19 protein-coding genes are annotated in these 20,105 nt (G+C 51.9%); 5 read left to right on the top strand and 14 right to left on the bottom strand.

What is annotated here, in order from left to right:
• Positions 1–33: 33 nt before the first annotated feature.
• Entirely contained in the window at positions 34–459 is a 426-nt protein-coding gene (locus EVJ32_RS04435) for an SRPBCC family protein (protein WP_071399191.1), read from the bottom strand.
• Positions 446–1,480 carry an A/G-specific adenine glycosylase gene (mutY, locus tag EVJ32_RS04430; protein WP_131456925.1) on the bottom strand — a complete coding sequence of 345 codons (1,035 nt, stop codon included), beginning with the start codon at positions 1,478–1,480 and terminating at the stop codon, positions 446–448. The genes EVJ32_RS04435 and mutY overlap by 14 nt, the downstream gene beginning before the upstream one ends.
• A gap of 85 nt (positions 1,481–1,565) precedes the next feature.
• Here mutY and EVJ32_RS04425 point away from each other — a divergent pair, with 85 nt between their 5' ends.
• The 3 genes from EVJ32_RS04425 to EVJ32_RS04415 all read left to right on the top strand — a co-directional run bounded on the left by EVJ32_RS04425 (position 1,566) and on the right by EVJ32_RS04415 (position 4,857).
• Positions 1,566–2,549 (top strand): metal-dependent hydrolase, encoded by a 984-nt coding sequence (locus tag EVJ32_RS04425; RefSeq protein ID WP_071399188.1) that lies wholly within the window; start codon positions 1,566–1,568, stop codon positions 2,547–2,549.
• Between the two features lie 426 nt (positions 2,550–2,975).
• A complete protein-coding gene (gene exaC / locus EVJ32_RS04420; protein WP_070328957.1) occupies positions 2,976–4,496 on the top strand; it encodes an acetaldehyde dehydrogenase ExaC in 1,521 nt (506 codons plus the stop codon).
• A gap of 1 nt (position 4,497) precedes the next feature.
• Positions 4,498–4,857: a DUF779 domain-containing protein gene (locus EVJ32_RS04415; protein ID WP_131456923.1), complete on the top strand. Its 360-nt coding sequence runs from the start codon at positions 4,498–4,500 to the stop codon at positions 4,855–4,857.
• Positions 4,858–4,916: 59 nt separating this feature from the next.
• Here the strand turns inward: EVJ32_RS04415 and EVJ32_RS04410 are convergent, their stop codons facing one another.
• From EVJ32_RS04410 to recX, 12 genes are all read right to left on the bottom strand, one after another.
• Complete coding sequence (locus EVJ32_RS04410) at positions 4,917–5,987, bottom strand: ABC transporter substrate-binding protein (RefSeq protein ID WP_131456921.1); 1,071 nt, start codon at positions 5,985–5,987, stop codon at positions 4,917–4,919.
• The gene (locus EVJ32_RS04405; RefSeq protein WP_131456919.1) at positions 5,984–6,778 is read right to left on the bottom strand and encodes an ABC transporter permease; all 795 of its coding nucleotides are present in this window, start codon (positions 6,776–6,778) and stop codon (positions 5,984–5,986) included. The genes EVJ32_RS04410 and EVJ32_RS04405 overlap by 4 nt, the downstream gene beginning before the upstream one ends.
• On the bottom strand, positions 6,775–7,596 hold the full coding sequence (locus tag EVJ32_RS04400; RefSeq protein WP_131456917.1) for an ABC transporter permease: 822 nt from the start codon (positions 7,594–7,596) through the stop codon (positions 6,775–6,777). Before EVJ32_RS04400 ends, EVJ32_RS04405 begins: the two co-directional genes overlap by 4 nt.
• On the bottom strand, positions 7,583–8,689 hold the full coding sequence (locus tag EVJ32_RS04395) for an ABC transporter ATP-binding protein (protein ID WP_131456915.1): 1,107 nt from the start codon (positions 8,687–8,689) through the stop codon (positions 7,583–7,585). The genes EVJ32_RS04400 and EVJ32_RS04395 overlap by 14 nt, the downstream gene beginning before the upstream one ends.
• Before the next feature lie 16 nt (positions 8,690–8,705).
• Positions 8,706–9,245: a helix-turn-helix domain-containing protein gene (locus EVJ32_RS04390; RefSeq protein WP_131456913.1), complete on the bottom strand. Its 540-nt coding sequence runs from the start codon at positions 9,243–9,245 to the stop codon at positions 8,706–8,708.
• Positions 9,246–9,407: 162 nt separating this feature from the next.
• A complete protein-coding gene (locus EVJ32_RS04385; RefSeq protein ID WP_070328950.1) occupies positions 9,408–9,677 on the bottom strand; it encodes a YfhJ family protein in 270 nt (89 codons plus the stop codon).
• The gene (locus tag EVJ32_RS04380; RefSeq protein ID WP_016509407.1) at positions 9,674–9,988 is read right to left on the bottom strand and encodes a YfhH family protein; all 315 of its coding nucleotides are present in this window, start codon (positions 9,986–9,988) and stop codon (positions 9,674–9,676) included. Before EVJ32_RS04380 ends, EVJ32_RS04385 begins: the two co-directional genes overlap by 4 nt.
• Before the next feature lie 67 nt (positions 9,989–10,055).
• Entirely contained in the window at positions 10,056–11,234 is a 1,179-nt protein-coding gene (locus EVJ32_RS04375; protein ID WP_131456911.1) for an RtcB family protein, read from the bottom strand.
• 13 nt (positions 11,235–11,247) lie between these two features.
• Positions 11,248–13,293, bottom strand: a complete 2,046-nt coding sequence (locus EVJ32_RS04370) for an ABC transporter ATP-binding protein (RefSeq protein ID WP_131456909.1) — start codon at positions 13,291–13,293, stop codon at positions 11,248–11,250.
• Positions 13,294–13,317: 24 nt separating this feature from the next.
• On the bottom strand, positions 13,318–15,042 hold the full coding sequence (locus EVJ32_RS04365; protein ID WP_131456907.1) for an ABC transporter ATP-binding protein: 1,725 nt from the start codon (positions 15,040–15,042) through the stop codon (positions 13,318–13,320).
• Positions 15,043–15,357: 315 nt separating this feature from the next.
• The gene (locus EVJ32_RS04360) at positions 15,358–16,998 is read right to left on the bottom strand and encodes an L-lactate permease (protein ID WP_131456905.1); all 1,641 of its coding nucleotides are present in this window, start codon (positions 16,996–16,998) and stop codon (positions 15,358–15,360) included.
• A 51-nt stretch (positions 16,999–17,049) separates the two neighbouring features.
• Entirely contained in the window at positions 17,050–17,862 is an 813-nt protein-coding gene (recX, locus tag EVJ32_RS04355) for a recombination regulator RecX (protein ID WP_236634170.1), read from the bottom strand.
• A gap of 156 nt (positions 17,863–18,018) precedes the next feature.
• On the opposite strand from recX, the gene EVJ32_RS04350 reads away from it, so the two are divergent.
• The gene (locus EVJ32_RS04350) at positions 18,019–18,927 is read left to right on the top strand and encodes a TIGR01777 family oxidoreductase (RefSeq protein ID WP_131456901.1); all 909 of its coding nucleotides are present in this window, start codon (positions 18,019–18,021) and stop codon (positions 18,925–18,927) included.
• A 13-nt stretch (positions 18,928–18,940) separates the two neighbouring features.
• A complete protein-coding gene (locus tag EVJ32_RS04345; protein ID WP_131456899.1) occupies positions 18,941–20,092 on the top strand; it encodes an amidohydrolase in 1,152 nt (383 codons plus the stop codon).
• Positions 20,093–20,105 lie beyond the last annotated feature (13 nt).

The following is a 20,105-nucleotide window of genomic DNA, read 5'->3' as shown; positions in this document are numbered from 1 at the left end:
TTCAGAACCAATGAAAAAGGAAATCTCTTATTTTCACGAATTTAGTGCTTTTTGGAAGGCGACGGCTCGTCCTGCGAACATCGGGCGGAGAATAAACTGCTCGACAATCGCTTCGGGTAAGTAACTATCGAACGTCACTTCATCGACCATGACGGCCTTCCCATCGACTTCTTTCACACTGTGAACGTGACAAAACCGTTTGAACGGGAACGGCAAAGTCACACCTTGGTCACAAAATGCGTGCCGCCCCGCTAACGTGATCGCACTGATCCACGGCAGCGTGACCGGTCCGACACCGACACGGAGATGGATTCGATTACCTTCTACGGACGCGCCATCTCCGACGAGCGTCACTTCTGGAAACGTCGTCAGTTCAGATAAAAGCGACGCGTCTTGCAACAATTCCCACAACGCCTCGACGGAAGTGTCGAACGGCGTTTCGACGTCAAACTGTCTCATTTCTATCCCCTACCAATCGTTCTAGTTTTTGTTGGGCAACCGACACGGTCAACACATCCCGCTCGTCCCCGGCGAGCCAAATCCAATCCTCGTCCGGCAACGTTTCGACCTCATATAAGTCGACGTACCAGATGATGTGTGAAAACACGTGTTTCACTTGTCCAATATAGGTTCCGTTTAACTGTTCCCCCGTTCCACGATCTGTAAGCGGGTATTGCCACATTCCCGCGAGCAGACCTGTATCGGGCCGCTGAACGTAGGCGATGCGACCGTCACGTTTACAGTAGAGGGCATCGAACATCTCGATCCGGGCCGCTCCTTTTTTCGTCTTGACCGGAAGCTCATCCTGGACGTGATGCGCATAGGCGTAACATTCGTCTTGGACCGGACAGAGCGAGCACATCGGATTTTTCGGGGTACAGACGGTCGCACCGAGCTCCATGACAGCTTCATTAAAATCGGAGGCGTGCTCCGGGTCCATCAGGCGCCGAATGACTTGATCAAAAATCTTCCGTGTTTTTGGTACGGCGATATCTTCATAGATGCCAAACTGGCGGGCCATGACGCGCATGACGTTCCCGTCGACGGCAGGCTCGGGCTGATTGTAGGCGATCGAGAGCACGGCTCCGGTCGTATACGGACCGACCCCTTTCAATTTTTCAAACAGTTCTTTTTCCTCCGGTACGACGCCGTCATACGTAGAGACGACTTCTTTTACCGCTTGATGGAGGTTACGGACGCGCGAGTAGTATCCAAGCCCTTCCCAATATTTGACGACCTCGTCGGGATGAGCATCTGCTAAGTCCTCGATCGTCGGGAAGCGGTCCATGAATCGGTTGTAATAAGGGATGACCGTATCGACACGCGTCTGTTGGAGCATGACTTCGCTCACCCACACCCGGTACGGATTTTTCCCGTGCCGCCACGGCAAATCGCGTTTTTCACGATCGAACCAGGTGAGTAAATTTTCATTGAACTGACGAATAGTATAATTTGTGAACAATTTATCAATATCGAGCATTTTGTTTCCCCTCGTTTTAAAAATATTGTATGATGGTAGCGATCATTGAACGTCGTTTCTTTATTAACGGAGGTGCTGAAGCACATTGGATACTGCGACACACATTGGAATGGGCCTTGGTTTAAGCGCCCTTGCGACACTTAGCCCGGAAGTAGCAAATGATTCGCAAATGTTCTTGGCTATGACGGCTACCGCTCTTGTCGGTTCGCATGCGCCAGACTTTGACACCGTCTTCAAACTTAAAGGAAACAGCACTTATTTACGCCAGCACCGCGGTCTTTCACACGGAATCACCGCACTTCTTGCTTGGCCGATCATCGTCAGTGCCATCATCGGTATGGTACTTGGCGTCAACCCTGCTTCATTATGGGTCATGGCACAAATCGCGGTATTGTTACACGTCACCGTCGACTTGTTCAACGCTTACGGGACGCAAGCCCTGCAACCTTTCTCGAAGAAATGGATTGGCTGGGGCGTCATCGGAACGTTTGACCCTTACTTGTTCTCTGCTTATTACGGGGCATATGTATTATGGCTTATCACAGGGGCAACTGTCCCGATTTTTGCACTGCTCATTGCGCTCGTTATCAGTTACTATGCGATTCAGTTCAAACTACGTAACCGTGCGCTCGCAACGGTCGCCCGTCACTTCGCCGGAGCCCATGAGCTCTTCATCTCACCGGGTATCGGTTGGGACGACTGGCACGTCGCCGTTCGTTTCCGCAACGGACTCGGTGCGGTCAAAGTGAAAAAAGGTGAAGTTATCGAATGTGGCCGCTTCCGTGACAAGGCGATGCCTGGCGAAGACGACCTGCATTTCGTCGAAGCACGTAAAAATGCAGACTTGCAGTCGTTCTTGGCATTTTCAAAAATTCACACATACACGGTCACACGTCATAACGGCATGATCGAGTATCGGTTCACAAACTTGCGCTACTTCTCGAAAGACATCTACCCGTTCGTCGCTGTCGTCATCGTCGACGAAGAGTCGAACGAAGTCTTGTCTTCGTTCACCGGTTGGGTGTTCAGCGAAGAAAGCTTACAAAAGAAACTTGTCTATGAACAGTAAAAAGTCGCTCTCACGAGCGACTTTTTCTTATGCTTCAGACTCCGTGAATTGGAGCTCGGATTCGAACGTCTCCTCGCGCGTCGTCCCCCGAATCGTCAAGTTACCGGTCAAAACGAACTCGTCAGGCTGCCCGTTCGCATTAACCGCAAACTCGATAAACGTGATTAAGCTTTGCGCCGGGTCGACCTAATATGTTTTTGCCGTGAGTGCGTCCACTCCTTCGATTTGAAACTGATTCCACGATACTCTGTTTGTGGCAAATATTGGCTTCAAAACATCTCGACAGAATTGTGTCAAATTATTGTCAAAAAATTTTGACTTTTATCACTACAACCCGTTAGGATGAAAAAGGGAGCTATTGGCTTACTACAAAATGTAAGCGCATACATCAAACCCCTATACTTTACGGAAAAGGGAGGAACGATCATGATTTATGAAGTACCGAACTCTGCAGGCACGAAAGTCCAGTTCAAGGACCGCTATGAGAACTACATCAACGGAAAGTGGACAGCACCTTCAGGGGGAGACTATTTTGAGAACACCTCTCCGGTAAATGGTAAAGTGTTATGCGAGGTCGCGCGGTCGACGAAAGAAGATATCGAACTGGCACTGGACGCGGCCCATGCCGCCAAAGGCGCCTGGGGCAAAACATCGGTCACCGAACGCTCGGTCATTTTAAACAAGATTGCCGACCGAATGGAAGAAAACCTTGAGATGCTCGCTTACGCGGAGACGTGGGAGAATGGGAAAGCCGTCCGTGAGACGTTGAACGCCGACCTGCCGCTCGCGATTGATCACTTCCGCTATTTCGCCGGCGTCATCCGCTCGCAAGAAGGCGGCATCAGCGAGCTCGACAACGACACGGTCGCCTATCACTTCGCGGAACCGCTCGGCGTCGTCGCTCAAATCATCCCATGGAACTTCCCGATTTTGATGGCAATCTGGAAAGTCGCACCGGCACTCGCCGCCGGTAACTGTATCGTCTTAAAACCGGCCGAACAGACACCGGCTTCGATCATGGTACTGATGGAGCTGATCGAAGACTTGCTGCCACCAGGCGTGCTCAACATCGTCAATGGCTTCGGACTCGAGGCCGGGAAGCCGCTCGCGTCGAGTAACCGTGTCGACAAAGTCGCGTTCACTGGCGAAACGACGACGGGTCGATTGATCATGCAATACGCGTCGCAAAACATCATCCCGGTGACGCTCGAACTCGGGGGCAAGTCACCGAATATCTTCTTCGCCGACATTATGGACGCGGACGATGATTTCTTTGACAAAGCGATCGAAGGGCTCGTCATGTTCGCGTTAAACCAAGGCGAAGTGTGCACGTGTCCATCGCGCGCCCTCATCCACGAGTCGATTTATGAGCCGTTTATGGCACGCGTCCTCGAACGCGTCAAAGCGATCAAGCTCGGCAACCCGCTCGACCCTGACGTCATGATGGGTGCTCAAGCATCGAACGAACAGCTGGAGAAGGTTTTATCGTATCTTGAGATTGGAAAAGCGGAAGGAGCCGAATGTTTGATCGGTGGTGAGCGCAACATGATGGACGGTGACCTCGCCGACGGCTATTACGTTCAGCCGACCATCTTTAAAGGCCACAACAAGATGCGCATCTTCCAAGAAGAAATCTTTGGTCCAGTCTTGTCGGTGACGACGTTCAAGGACGACGCGGACGCGCTCGCCATTGCGAACGATACGCTCTATGGACTCGGCGCCGGTGTATGGACACGCGATATGAACCGGGCCTATCGGTTCGGCCGTGAGATTCAAGCGGGGCGCGTTTGGATCAACTGTTACCATCAATATCCGGCCCATGCCGCGTTCGGCGGTTACAAAATGTCCGGGATCGGCCGGGAGAACCACAAGATGATGCTCAACCATTACCAACGCACGAAAAATATGCTCGTCAGCTACAGCGAACAAAAACTCGGGTTCTTTTAAGATGGTGCGTCGCGTCGAGGCCACCCCCGCCACGCTCGCGCTCCTCGAGCAGTTGCTTGCGAAACACGGTCCGCTCCTGTTCCACCAGTCGGGCGGTTGCTGTGACGGGAGCTCACCGATGTGCTTCCCGCAAGATGAGTTCATGATTGGCGATCACGACGTCCTGCTCGGAGAGATCGGCGGCTGTCCGTTCTATATCCACGAGAAGCAGTATGAGTATTGGAAGCACACCCAGCTCATCATCGACGTCGTCGACGGCCGGGGCGGCATGTTCTCGGTCGAAGGTGTCGAAGGGAAACGGTTTTTGAGCCGTTCCCGTGTGTTCACAGACGATGAGCGTGCCGAGTTGCAACAGATGTGAATGGAGTAACCCTTCTACAAACACAAAAAGTCCCGCTCAACGTTTGAGCGGGACTTACTTTATTTACTCTGCATTTTGAAGCGCAAGTACAACTCGTTGTAATACGCGTTCATGCGTTTGCCTAAGTTTTCGTACACTTCAAGCTCATCTGTCACTTCTTTAGACGGATAGAACCGTTCGTCTGATGTGACTTCTTCATCTAAAAATTCAAGTGCTGCTTCGTTCGGTGTCGAATACCCGACGTAATCGGTATTTCGTGCCGCGATTTCAGCATCGAGCATGAAGTCGATGAATTGATGTGCCCCTTCAATGTTTTTAGATGTGCTCGGGATGACGAGGTTATCGAACCAAAGATTCGTCCCCTCTTCCGGGATCACGTACGTCAACTCGTCGTTCTCGTACATGATCTCAGAAGCGTCACCCGACCAGACGACGGCTGCGGCTGCTTCACGATTGGCCATGAGCATTTTGATCTCATCACCGACAATCGCTTTAATGTTCGGCCAAAGCGTTTCGAGCTTCGCTTCTGCCTCGAGCAGTTCATCACGGTCCGTCGTGTTGAGCGAATAGCCGAGCGAGTTAAGACCGAAGCCCATCACTTCTCGTGTCCCGTCCGCTAGCAAAATATCATTCTCGAGCGGCATGTCCCACAAGTCGTTCCATGATGTGATCTCACCGTCGACGAGTTCAGGATTGTAGACGATCCCGACCGTACCCCAGAAGTAAGGGACCGAGTACGTGTTGTCAGGGTCGAACGACTTGTCGAGGAAGCGTGGGTCGATGTTATCGAAATTTTCGAGTTTGTCGTAATCGATCGGCAAGAGCAGATCGTCTTCGATCATCTTACTGATCGCATAATCGGACGGGACGGCGATATCAAACGCGGTACCGCCTTGCTGAATCTTCGTCAGCATCGCCTCGTTCGAGTCGAACGTCTGGTAGATGACTTTAAGTCCGGTCTCTTCTTCGAATTCGCCGATCAAATCTTCATCGATGTAATCGCCCCAGTTGTAGACGACAAGTGTGTTATCGCCGCCAAACCCTTGGGACATGTTGATTTGATACACCCAAACCAGCAAACCGAAACTGACGAGGAGCGGCACCGTCAACATGATGACTAGTTTTTTCATCGTCTTACCTCCTTCGCACTCCGTTGTGCGAGTACGTAATACCCGAGGACGAGTATGAGCGTGAACACGAACAAGAGTGTCGACAAGGCGTTGATCTCAAGTGAGATCCCTTGGCGTGCCCGTGAGTAGACCTCGACGGCAAGCGTCGTGAAGCCGTTACCCGTGACGAAGAACGTCACCGCAAAGTCATCGAGTGAATACGTCAGCGCCGTGAAGAACCCTGCGAAGATACCTGGCGTGATATACGGCAAGATGACTTTTGTGAGCACGTCCCACGAGCTCGCTCCAAGGTCACGCGACGCATCGATCAGTGTCGGGCTCATCTCTTGAAGCTTCGGTAACACTAAAATGACCACGATCGGAACCGAGAACGCGATGTGCGCCAAGAGAACCGAATAGAACCCGAGTTGAATGCCGAGCATCGTGAACAAAATGAGGAACGACGCTCCGATGATGACGTCCGGGCTGACGATCAAGACGTTGTTGAGCGATAAGAGCGACGTCTTCGTGAACCGTTGCCGCGCCGTATAAATGGCAAGCGCCCCGATGACACCGAGCACGGTCGAGATGGTCGCCGACAAGAGAGCAATGATGATCGTGTTCAAGACGATGACGAGCAGACGGGTATCTGTGAACAGTGATTTATACCACTCGAGGGTGAACCCTTCAAAGTTACTCATCGTTCCCCCACTGTTAAACGAGTAAAACACTAGATAGAGGATCGGTGCGTACAGGATAAAGAACACCGCAATCAAATACAGATTCGCTAACTTGAATTTTTTCTTCTTCATCGACGCACCGCTCCTTTCGCGCCCCAGTCACGTGTGATGACCATGACGAGTACCATCGCCAAAATCAAGAACACAGCGATTGTTGACCCCATGCCCCAGTTTTGCGTGACGAGAAATTGTTGTTCGATCGCCGTCCCGAGCGTGATGACACGGTTTCCGGCAATGAGGCGCGTGATCATGAAGAGCGACAACGCCGGAATGAAGACGATTTGAATCCCTGACTTCACCCCGTCGAGCGTCAATGGGAAGATGACGCGACGGAACGTCGTCCAGTTCGAGGCACCGAGGTCACGCGACGCGTAGACGAGCGACGGCGGTAACTTCTCGATGGCGTTGTAGATCGGCAAAATCATGAACGGGATGAAGATGTAAACCGAAACGAATACGAAACTGAAGTCCGTGAACAAAATTTGTTTCGTCCCGATGCCGATCGCCTCTAAAAATTGGTTCGTGATGCCGTACGTTCCAAAAATCCCAAGGAACGCGTACGCTTTCAGCAATAAGTTGATCCATGATGGCAAAATAATGAGCAACAGCCAGAGCTGCTTATGTTTCGTTCTCGTCAATAAATACGCGGTCGGATACCCGATGAGAAGCGAGAAGGACGTGATGAGAAACGCATACCAAAACGAAGACAGTGTCATCGTCAAGTAAGTCGATGTGAAGAACATCTGATAGTTCTCTAAACTCAAGTTTCCTTCGATATCAAAAAATGAGTAGTAGACGACGAGGAGGAGCGGCGCGATGACGAACAGCACAATCCATATCCAGTACGTCGTCAAATAGACCGTCTTGGCGGTTTGACTAGTTTGATTCATGGGCGACCTCCTCATACGATTCGAGACGACGGTCAAACTCTTCTTCGGTCTCGCCTAGGCGCATGACGTGAACCGCCTCGTCATCGAACGTGAGCCCGATTTTCGACCCGACGACTGATTTCTTCGTCGAATGGACGAGCCACTCGTTGCCTTCTTGGTCGTAACAGCAAATCTCGTAATGGACGCCACGGAATAGTTGCGAGTCGACATCGACGACGAGTTTCGCCGCGTCGACCGACGTCATCTCCAAGTCTTCTGGACGAATGATGACTTCGACTTTTTCATTGCGGTCAAACCCTTGGTCGACACAATCGAACGTCTTCCCGGCAAACGTGACGAGGTGATCTTCCGGCATCACACCAGGAACAATGTTCGACTCCCCGATAAAGTCAGCGACGAAGCGGTTGATCGGCTCGTCATAAATGTCTGTCGGTGTCCCGCTTTGAACAATCTCCCCGTTGTTCATGACGAAAATCTCGTCAGACATGGCGAGTGCTTCTTCTTGGTCGTGGGTAACGAAGATGAACGTGATGCCGAGACGCTGTTGAAGTTCGCGCAACTCGTACTGCATCTCGGTCCGAAGTTTAAGGTCGAGCGCTGAAAGCGGTTCATCGAGCAAGATGACTTCCGGTTCGTTGACGATGGCACGGGCGATGGCGACGCGTTGACGTTGTCCGCCTGACATCTCATCGATTTCACGTGATTCGTAGCCTTCCAAGTTGACGAATTTGAGCGCTTGTTCGACTTTCGTCTTGACGTCCCCCTCTTTCATCTTCTTGATGCGCAAGCCGAAAGCGACGTTCTCGTATACGTTCAAGTGCGGGAACAAGGCGTAATCTTGAAAGACCGTGTTGACTTGACGTTTGTTTGCCGGCACGTCGTTGATTCGCTTCCCGTTGAACTCGATATCACCTTCTGTCGCATCGGTGAATCCGGCGATGATCCGCAGAATCGTTGTCTTTCCGCATCCCGAAGGACCGAGCAGCGTGTAGAATTTTCCACGCTCGATTTCAAAGTTAATATTCTCTAAGACGACAGTATCGTCGTACCGCTTCGACACGTTGTCAAAACGAATGATCGTTTCTGGGTTCATTTGGTTTCCTCCCTTGTTATAAATACGAATGTGTGGCGACGACGAGACACTCGCTTGCGCCATCAAAATCGTTGACGAGCTGATGCGCGTCTGAGGCGACATAGTACAACGTCTCGCCCGATTTGGCGAAATACGTATGGTTCCCGAGTTTGAGGGCGACGCGGCCAGACAGTACGTAAACGAACGTTTCCGCGCGCGACGGCTCGTACCGTTTGAACTCCCCTTGTTTTGAGAACGTGAGCAAAATCGGTTCCATCTCTTTCTCATTGGATTCCGGGATGAGCCACTCCGTCCGGTATAGCCGATTCTCGTCGACATATACCGTGCGGTCGCCTTCCGTATAGACGACTTTTTGATTGATCTCCTCATCAAAGAACTCTTTTGGCGAGCATCCAAGCACTTCTAATAAGTCGAACAGCGTTTCTAGCGAAGGGGAACTCAAATCACGCTCGATTTGAGAAATGTAGCCTTTACTCAAATCGGTACGTTCCGCCAACTCTTCTTGGGTCAACCCTTTTTTGACGCGGAGTCGTTTAATGTTTTGACCGACTTCCAAACTGTGTTCCTCCTTCCCTTTCTAAGGAAAGTTTAGTGATACATGATACTCACTAAAGAAAGTTTATAAATACTCAACTCTAAAGCAAACAAATAGCGACCTTATTATAACCAACTGTACCACGTTTGCAAGCAAAAAATCACGCGAGGATCGCGTGATTTTTTAGTGGAGATCTCGTTTTGAAATCAGGTGTTTGAATTTTTCGTTTTTCGTTTGAAATAAGTGCAATTGCGCCCCGTACGCATCGATTTGTTGAACGACGTATTGGAATGACTTCGCTTCCCCTGGGTACGGTTCACCAGCGCGGGCGAGCGTCGTCTCAAAATCTTCCCACAACACCTCGACCCACGTTAACGCCTCGTCTTCATTCAACAAGTCGTTCTTATCTCTTAAGATTTCTGCCAACCGCTTGTATTGGTCTGATCGGTTCATACGCGCACCTCCGATAACTCAGAGAGCGGGATCGCATGTTCCATCGCTTCTCCTTCAAACGTTCCCCAACCCATGACGCCGTTGACAAACTTTAATCGGAACGGACGATTATTGTAGTTGACGATATACGTCGTACCTGGCTTGAACGATGCCGGATCAATCAAATAACTCTCCGCGATGGCGATGCGGCGAAGCACGACCTCAATCTCACTCACCATACCCATCTGTTCGGCTTTTCGTTTCCGCTCATGCAAGTCACGAATTTCTTGCTCGAGCTCATACTTTGATAACGCACTCAACCGTTTTTCCATTTCGTTCACCTCACTTGTAGCGTATCAGATTTTTCGAGTAAAAGAAAAAGGCGAAACTGAATAATGTTCAGTTCGCCTTGAAGTTATAAAGCGGTTTAATCAGTTGATCAATCGTGACGGCCGGTTCAATATAGCGCACAATCTCTTTCATCGATTTATAGACGAACGGCGATTCATCGATTGTCGACTTCCGAACCGAACTCGACCAGACGCCTTCCATCGACTTTTTGAATTCGTTAAAGTCGACGCGTTTTCGTGCCGCTGAGCGCGACATGATGCGCCCGGCGCCATGCGGACCTGAGAAGTTCCAGTCCGGGTTGCCTTTTCCGGTACAGATAAGCGACCCGTCACGCATGTTCATCGGGATGATGACGCGCTCTCCGGCTTTTGCGGAAATCGCCCCTTTTCTGAGGATCATGTCGTCGTGATCGATATAGTTATGCACCGTATCGAACTGATCGACGACGTTCCAGTTCATCGCTTCGACGATGACATCGGTCATCGCCAGTCGGTTACTTGCCGCGTATTGTTGGGCAATCCGAACGTCATGCATGTAGTCGTCCATATCTGCCCCTTCGACATAGGCGAGATCTCGCAATCCTTGTTTCGCCGTCTTCGCGTACTCGAGATAAGCTTGAATCTCACCTTCGCGTCCAGTTTCTTTCAAACGCTCGATCTCATTCTGTACTTCTGTCGTATCCATCATATGACGGATCGCTCGCTGCTGATAGTGTTCAGCAATTTGGACACCGAGGTGGCGTGAACCCGAATGGATGACGAGAAACGTCCGTCCATGATCATCACGGTTCACCTCGATGAAATGATTGCCCGAGCCAAGTGTCCCGACCGAGCGTAACGCCCGGTCTAGCTTATACGGGGCGCGAACGTCTTCTAGTGGAACCTTTGACGCGTACGAATGCGCCGACTCCCGGATGTTCATCCCACTCGGAACGAATTGACGAATCACATCGTCAAGTTTTTGAAAATCGATCCGCTTCACATTGATCTCGGTGCAAAGCATGCCACACCCGAGATCGACACCGACGAGGTTCGGTACGATTTTGTCGTGAATCGTCATCGTCGTCCCGACGACCGAACCTTTGCCGGCATGCATGTCGGGCATGATTCGAATCGCTGCCCCTTCCGTGAACGGTTGGTCGACGAGCGTTTGAATCTGTGCGCGCGTCATATCATCAATCCGTTCATTGAACACTTTAGCTTGATTATATTTGCCGATGATCTCCATAACGTTTCCTTTCTCAGCTGATCACTTGCTGTTTACTTTGCAACTCATGCATCCGGGCGTAAACACCACCGTCAGCGATGAGTGACTGATGATTCCCGCGCTCGATGATTTGACCGTGGTCGAGGACGAGGATTTGATTGGCCTCACGAATCGTCGACAATCGGTGCGCGATGACGAACGTTGTGCGTCCGTACGTGAGCGTCTTCAGCGCGTCTTGGATGAGCGCCTCTGTCTCTGAGTCGACACTAGCCGTCGCCTCGTCAAGGACGAGGATGGCCGGGTCAAACACGAGCGCCCGGGCGAAACTAATCAATTGCCGCTCTCCGCTCGAGAGTGAAGCGCCGCGCTCGATGACAGGCTCGTCGAGTCCTTGCGGCAGCTGCTTGACGAACCGATCGGCACCGACCGCCGTCAACGCTTGCCAAATCCGTTCATCGGGAATGGTCTCGTCACCGAGCGTCACGTTCGTCCGAATCGAGCCCGTGAACAAGAACGGGTCTTGCAGCACGATACCGAGATGGTCCCGAACGGCTTGCGTCGGAAGTTTCGTCACGTCCATCCCATCGATGCAAAGTTTTCCTGACGACGGGTCGTAAAAGCGCATGAGCAAGTTCATGATCGAACTCTTGCCGCTACCGGTATGACCGACGAGCGCGATCGTCTCACCAGGTGCCGCTTGAATGTCGATGTGTTTCAACACTGGTTTCCCAGCCTCATAGCTGAACGACACGTCGTCGAACACGACTTCGCCTTTAAAGCGCGGAATGCGCTCAGACGATACGTTTTCGCCTGTCTCATCGAGCAGTTGGAACATTCGGTCCGCCGAAACGAGCGCTTGCTGGAGCGGTGACAACTGGTTCATAATTTGCGTCACCGGCTCAAAAATACGGGACACATAATCGATGTAGGCGTAAAGTATCCCGAGCGTGAGCACACTGCCCGTTCCGAGCGTTTGCGCACCGACGACCCAAATGAGGAGCGCGAGTGCCATGTTGCGGAAGAAGTTGACCAAGTTGTGCGACATAAGAGCGTCGAGCTTCAACAGTTTCCGGCGTGTCTGGAAGTTGTCGCTGTTCTTGACGTCGAACTCATCATAGACGAGATCTTCCCGCACATACGATTGAATGATTGGCATCGTTTGGATGCTCTCGTTCAATTGTGCGTTCATATCGGCGACGAGCGCCCGGACTTTAAAGTTGTTCCGGGTCGAGAGACGCTGGAACAACTTCACCCAGACGATGACGACCGGGATGATGATGAGCGAGACGAGTCCGAGGCGGACGTCTAGGAAGAACATGGCGATCAAAACACCGATCATCATGACGACGCTTTGGAAGACGCGGGCGAGAACGCCCAAATACAAATCACGAATCGTCTCCGTATCGTTCGTGACCCGGCTGACGATTTTCCCGATCGGCGTCTGGTCAAAGTAACGGACTGGAATCGTCTGCAAATGCCTCATGACGTCAAGGCGCATCGTCTTAACGATTGTATGCGCCGAACGTTGTAAGAGCATCTGTTGCCCCCAGTTGAGACCTGCCGCGATGAACAACAGGACGACGTAGATGGCAGATAAGACGAAAACGGCCCGAAGATCCGTCTCATAAAACTGGAAGACGTCGGTCGAAGACAACGGCACGATGTTGTCGTACGTCGCTGTCTCCTCACTCCGCGTGATGGTCAAGGCGCCGTTATCGACTTCTCTGACCCCACCGCTCATGACGGCGTCCGGTACGAGATAGTAGCCTTCGGTCGTCTGAACGATCGAGACGGGACGGACGACGTCTTGCCCGTCCAACCGCGTCTCTTTCTCATAGTTATTGCCGTCAAACGAGACACTGCCCCCGGCCTCGACTTGAACCCAGTCGCGCTCGATGGCGACGATATGGTCATCGATGATGATTTTTGCGATATACGGTCCCGCAAGTTCTGCGCCGACCGCTAAAAAGAGTAGGATCAACCCGAGGAAAATCGAGCGCTTCACTTGTTTGGCATAGCCAACGAGTGAGCGAATCGTCTTTTTCCTACGGACCGGATCTAATTCGTGTTGATCGATCATAAGAGATTCCCCCTTTCGTACGGATTACTCCGTCTCTCCTTGTCGATTGAACTGTTCGAAATACCAACCGTGCTGTTTCATCAGTTGGTCATGTGTGCCGCGTTCCGTGACGCGACCGTCTTGCAAGACAAGGATTTGATCAGCGTGGGAAACGGCAGACAAGCGGTGCGCGACGATGAACGTCGTCTGTTCGGCACGGCTCGTCCGGACCGAATCGATGATTCGGGCTTCCGTTTTCGCATCGACCGCCGAGAGCGAATCGTCGAGCAATAAAATCTCTGGGTCTTTCAAGAGCGCACGCGCAATCGACAGACGTTGTTTCTGTCCGCCTGACAGCATGACCCCTTGCTCGCCGACGACCGTATCGAGCCCGTTCTCTAAATGCTCGATATCGGTATCAAACGCCGCAAGCCGAATCGCCGTCTCGAGGTCGGCTTCGGTCGCGTCATCGGCCCCGAACAAGATGTTGTCGCGGACCGTCTTCGAGAACAATAGATGTTCTTGTGACACGTAACCGCTCCAACCTCGTACCGTGTCGAGTTTAATTTGGTGAACCGGGATCCCGTTGACGAGCAACGAGTCGTCGATCGGATATTCGCGGATCAGCTGACGCAGGAGCGTCGTTTTGCCGGCCCCGGTCGGTCCGACGATTCCGATCGTTTCTCCGCGTGATACGTGGAGCACGATGTCTTCGAGCGACGGGCGGCTCGCACCCGGATAGCGGAACGATAACGATTTGAAGGTGATCTTCTCTGGCACGTCGACTTGCACCGTACCGTTCGAGACGACGTCCGGCGCTTCGTTCATCGTCGCTTCGATCCGCTCTAAGCTCGCCGTCCCGCGTTGGACGACGTTGATCAACTCACCGAACGCGTACATCGGCCAGATGAGCATCCCGAGATAAATGTTGAACGAGACGAGTTGACCGAGCGTGATGTCATTCGTAAAGACGAGGTACGTCCCGAACGACAAGCCGATCAAGTAACTCAAACCGACGAGCAGTTTGATGACCGGTTCGAATAAGACGTCAATTTTAGCGACGTGCATGTTTTTCGCCATGACGTCGTCGGTGATCGTATCGAACTTCTTCGTATCTGCCTCTTCTTGCACGAACGAACGGATGACGCGAAGTCCTGAAATCGATTCGACGACTTGGTCGTTCATAACGCCGAACGAATCTTGGGCCGCCGTGAAGCGGGCGTGAATTTGACGGCCGAGCTTATTCATCGACCAGGCGAGTAACGGCATCGGCAACAGTGCCGCGAGCGTCAATTTCCAATCGATGAACACCCCCATGATCGTCAATGCGATCAGCGTCATGTTGAACGAATCGACGAGCGTCATGACACCAAAGCCGGCCGTCCGTTCAACCGCTTTCAAATCATTTGTCGCGAGCGCCATCAAGTCCCCGGTGCGGTGCTGTTGATAAAACCGTGGCGTCTGTTTGAGCAAATACCCGAAGAATCGGGCCCGCAGTTTTTTCTCGAGCAGGAACGCCGTCCCGAATAGACGCGCGATCCACAAGTACGATAAAACGTACGATAACACCATGATGCCTAGCAGTGAGCCGACGATTGTGATGAGCCGTTCCGTCGTCAAACTTCCTTCGCGGATCGCATCGATCGCTTGCCCGATAATCCATGGCGGGAGCATATCGATGACCCCGGTAATGATGAGCAAAATGATCGCAATGACATACGTCCGTTTCTGCCTCTTAATAAACCAATCCAATTGTTTAATCAGTTTCACGACTGATTCCCCCTTCCGTCCTTTCCGAGCACGCAAAAAAGCGCACTCCACCTGATTGTGCAACCAATCGGATGAAGTACGCTTGAAAGTCTTCAGTCATTTGCATGGTCAGGGAAAAGACACTACCCCTATCCAGCTGCCATTTTACGCAGTCAAATACGAGTAGCCATATGATGTTGTGTGTGTGCGTTGTAGTGTAGTGATGTACTTCATCATGTTGGCTCCTCTCTCTTCATAGTTTGAAAATCTACTAAAACCTTAGCAGACTGTTCAGAAAATTGTCAATATTTTTTTGTAAAAATATTGTAACTTGTTTCAGTTTAAGAAGAACGTCGCGAGAATCATCCCGACGATCCCTGTTGCCGTCACGTAATAGATCATCGGCATGAGCGTGTAGCGAATGATCGTTCCTTCTTTACCGAGCAGACCCGCTACCGAAGCGACCGCGACGACGTTCAGCACACAGATCATGTTACCAGCGTTCGCGCCGGCCATCTGCATCGACAAGGCGAGCGTCTCACTCATCCCGACCGAATCGGCGACATTCGTCGTCAAGCTCGAGAACATCATGTTCGAGAACGTGGCCGATCCCGATACGAACGCTCCGAGCGCCCCGATCCACGGTGCGACAAGCGGCCAAACACCACCAAACGTGTCCGCTGCAGCCGTCGCGAGTTCGACTGGCATCGATGCGAGTCCAGCTCCGCCATTCTCTGAATGGATAAAGATTCGAACCATTGGAACTGACGCCGCAAGCGTGATTAACGTTCCGCCGATGCCGAGTGTCGTCGCTTTAAAGACCGACGTCACTTGCGACCAACTCATATTGTGCAAGAAGAACGTCGCAATCATCGTCAAGATGAACATGAACCCTGGTGAATAGAACGGCTCCCACGACGTCGAGATTCCTTCTACCCCTAAAATGTTCGGGAGGTCAATCCGGACACTGCGCGTCAACTCGTTCAAGAACGGGACCGTCCGTGTCAAGATGAGGAAGATCGTCAAAATCAAGTAAGGTGCCCATGCTTTCCACTGCGGAAGTTCACGTTTCCCTTTCCCAACTGTCGGCTGTTCAACCGGTTCGTCGAGCTCGTCGGCGTAACCGTCAAACGTCCAAATCCGTTTTGGCATGAGAATACCTTTTCGTGCCATCGCGACGAGAATCACAAGACCAGTCAAGCCACCGAGCATGCCCCCAAATTCAAATCCGAGGATGAGCGTCCAAATATAAGCCGGAACGCTGTAGACGAGCGCCGCCACGAGGGCAATCGGCAGTACTTCGAATGCAGGTTTGACCGACTTCGCTTTACTAAAGAATCGAGTCAGCATCAAAATCAAAATGAACGGGATAAAAAGACCAACGAGCATATCGATCAATACCGTCTGTAAGACGACACTTGTCAAAAATTCGATTGATTCCGGCTTGCTCACATCGAGCGAGAGTCCGTTACCAATCCCGATCAAAGCCGGTGTCCCGACTGCACCGAACGTGACGGCCGATACGTCGGCCGACAAGGCGATTACAACAGCCGCGATTGGCGGGAAACCTAGTGCGATCAATAGCGGGGCCGCCACCGTCGCCGGTGTCCCAAAGCCTGAAGCACCTTCAATGAACGAAACGAACAACCAGCCGACGATGAGGACTTGAATCCGCGGATCCGGTGTGATGGTGACAAAACCGGAACGGATGGCGTTCATACCGCCGCCCTCTTTCATCGTATTCATCATCCCGATCGCGCCATACACGATCCATGCTGCCGTGATCGCGATGACGATTCCTTGTAACACCGCCGCTGTAATGCGGGTTGCATCAAGTTCCCAGACGAAGAACGCAAGTAGCGCTGTCAATAGGAGCGAGAGTGGCATCGCAACCGATGCTGGTAAACGCATAATAACCAATAATACAAGCACAGCCAAAATTGGCACAAGTGCTGTAATCCATTCAAAAATCGTCAATGTAGACCCACCTTTTCAGATTTTTTTCCCCTGCCGTAAATGAATTTCCCGTTATGTCTCTTGTTCAGCGAGTCGTTCTAAAGTCCGGTCAATCACCTCATACGGAAATCCTTTGCTCCGAAGCTGCATCTTCACGCGCTGTTTCCGCTCATATGGGGCATACCCGTTGTACTTCCGACTCAGTTTTTCAGCCTGCTTCAAGCAAGCCGAAAGCTCGACGTCCTCATCCTCGTTTTCCCAAAACGTAAGGATCGCCTCTGAAATGATATCAAACGTAAATCCTCTTTGCACCAGGGTTTGTTGAATTCTTTGTTGCACTTCTGTGGCGGAACGGCGATTCGTTTCCAGTTGTTTCCTATTTACGAACTTTCCGGCTTTCTCAAGTTGGTCTTCGTGCGAGATCGCAGCGATGACCTCTTCGATGATTTCAGGTGTGATTCGAAGCTGGACCAGTTCCCGCTTGATTTTGATCGGCCCGCTCGGACTCGTGTTAAACTTCGTTTGGGTGTAGGCTTTGGCGAATTCGGCATCGTTCAAGTAGCGTTGTTCAATCAATCTGTCAATCACGCGCTTGATGGCCGCCTCATCTATCTCTTTCTTCACGAGATAGTCACGGACCTCTGAAACGGCACGCATTCGGTACGATAAATAATTGACGGCTGCTTTGTATGCTTTCTGTTCTTCTTCGGCTTGAAGGACGTCACGGACAAAATCGTCTTCAAGTTCCATCCCTTTCGTCAATCCATATTTAATGAAGACGTCTAAATCGATGGCGAACGCGAACTCTTCTTGCCCGTCTTTCTCGATGAAGACGTTCAAGCGGTCCTTATTTTTCTTTTGAGCCGTAAACTTGCTGATTTTCATGAAACCCCCTCCTTTTCCTGCTTCTAACATATCACGTTCCCCTTTTCAGAAGGATTTTTGATAAGTTAAAAGAAAGGGTATTTATTTAATTAGCTATTGTATTTACCGTTATCATACCCGATTTGAAAACGCTTCAAGAATAATGGAGGGATTCACATGAAAATTGCAATCACCGGTGGTACCGGATTGATCGGTCGGCCGCTCGTTCGGGCGCTAGCCGAGGCCGGTCATCAAGTCGTCGTCTTGACGCGCCATCCGCGCCCACGTCAAGGAGGCATCTCGTTCGTCGAATGGTTGACGCCAGACAGCCGTCCCGAGACCGAACTCCAAGATGTCGACGCCTTTATCCACTTGGCAGGCGCCTCCATTAACGACGGACGCTGGACGCACAAACAAAAACAAGCCATCCTCCAAAGCCGTATCGATGGGACGAAAGAAGTCGTTCGCATCATCAAAAACATGAAGCAGAAACCGGACGTCGTCATCAGCGGGTCAGCGATCGGCATTTACGGCGAAGACCGGTCGATCACTTACTCGGAATCGACACCGCTCCCGGACCGGACCAACTTCTTAGGAAACGTCTGCGTCTTGTGGGAGAAAGAAATCGCGCCTGTCGCCGATATGGACATTCGTCTCGCCACGATGCGAACTGGTGTCGTCTTGTCAAACGACGGCGGCGCGTTCCCGCTCATGAAGCTGCCCTACACGCTCGGTGCCGGCGGACGGCTCGGTTCCGGAAAACAGTGGGTCCCTTGGATCCACATAGACGATCTCGTCCGCTTATTCGTCTACATCATCGAGACCGATTCGATACACGGACCGGTCAACGGGACGGCGCCGACACCAGTGACGATGGACGAGTTCGGAAAGACGCTCGGACAAGTGATGCATCGGCCGCACTGGGCCCCGGCTCCGGCCCCGATCCTCAAACTCGCACTCGGCGAAAAGAGCGTGATCGTACTTGAAGGTGCCAAAGTCGTTCCGACAAAAGCGCTCAATCACGGCTTCCGTTTTCGCTATGAGACGTTAGAACCCGCACTAAAACAACTACTGCATTTGACTTGAAAGGAGACAGCTCGTGAGTAATCTATTAATTCGTAACGCTCATATTTACCCGATCACCGCGCCAAACTTTTACGGGGACATTCGCATAAAAGATGGAAAAATTGTCGAAATGGCGGACTTGTTAGATCCAACGCACGGCGAGACCGTCATCGAGGCGGAAGGCAACTTCCTGTTCCCCGGTTTCATCGATGCCCACACCCATCTCGGACTGTATGACGAAGGGACGGGTTCCGTCGGGAATGACGCCAATGAGACGGTCGAAGCGATGACACCGCACGCCCGGGCCATCGACGGGGTTTATCCGCTCGATGAAGGCTTCCGTGAAGCGCTCATGGCCGGTGTCACGGCGGTCCAAGTCATGCCGGGTAGCATGAACGTCATCGGCGGAGTGACGAGCGTCATTAAAACGCACGGTCGCTTTATCGAGGATATGGTGTTACGCCGGTATGCCGGCTTGAAACTTGCTCTCGGCGAAAACCCGAAACGCGTCCACAGTATGGGGAAATCCGGTGAGTTGACCCGCATGGGCATCATGGGACTATTGCGAGAGGCGTTCCGGACCGTCGATTCGACGAAGACGATCGGTACGTTCGGGAGTCAGATGATCCAACTCGCGCTCGACCGGAAGATGCCGGTCCGTGTCCACGCCCACCGTGCCGACGACATTCTTTCGGTCGTCCGTTTCGCTCAAGAGTTCGATCTCGATTACCGGATTGAGCACTGTACGGAAGGTCACCTCGTCGCGGAGAAGTTACGTGAACTCGGCGTCAAACATGTCACCGTCGGACCGACGTTCACCCGTAAATCTAAAATCGAACTTCAAAACAAAACGTGGGAGACGTACCGTATCTTGCATGAACACGATATGATCGTCTCGATCACGACCGACCATCCATATACCCCGGTCCAATATTTGAATCTATGCGCCGGTCTTGCCGCCCGTGAAGGCCTTCCAGTCGACGTCGCCCTGCGCGCCATCACGATTCATCCGGCCCAGTCACTCGGGGTTGATGACCGCGTCGGGTCACTCGAAGTCGGCAAAGACGCCGACCTCGTCTTGTGGAGTCACTTCCCGCTCGACTACATGTCGAAGCCGATCATGACCATCGTCGACGGCCGCATCGTCTACTCGACGGATCGCTCGAAAACCCATCATGAAATGTGAGTAACCCCAGCCG

The organism is Exiguobacterium sp. SH5S4, from assembly GCF_004337045.1.
In the GTDB taxonomy this organism is placed as follows: domain Bacteria; phylum Bacillota; class Bacilli; order Exiguobacteriales; family Exiguobacteriaceae; genus Exiguobacterium; species Exiguobacterium aurantiacum_A.
Note: the sequence above shows the minus strand (reverse complement) of the source record. Positions and strands in the feature narration are given on the sequence as shown.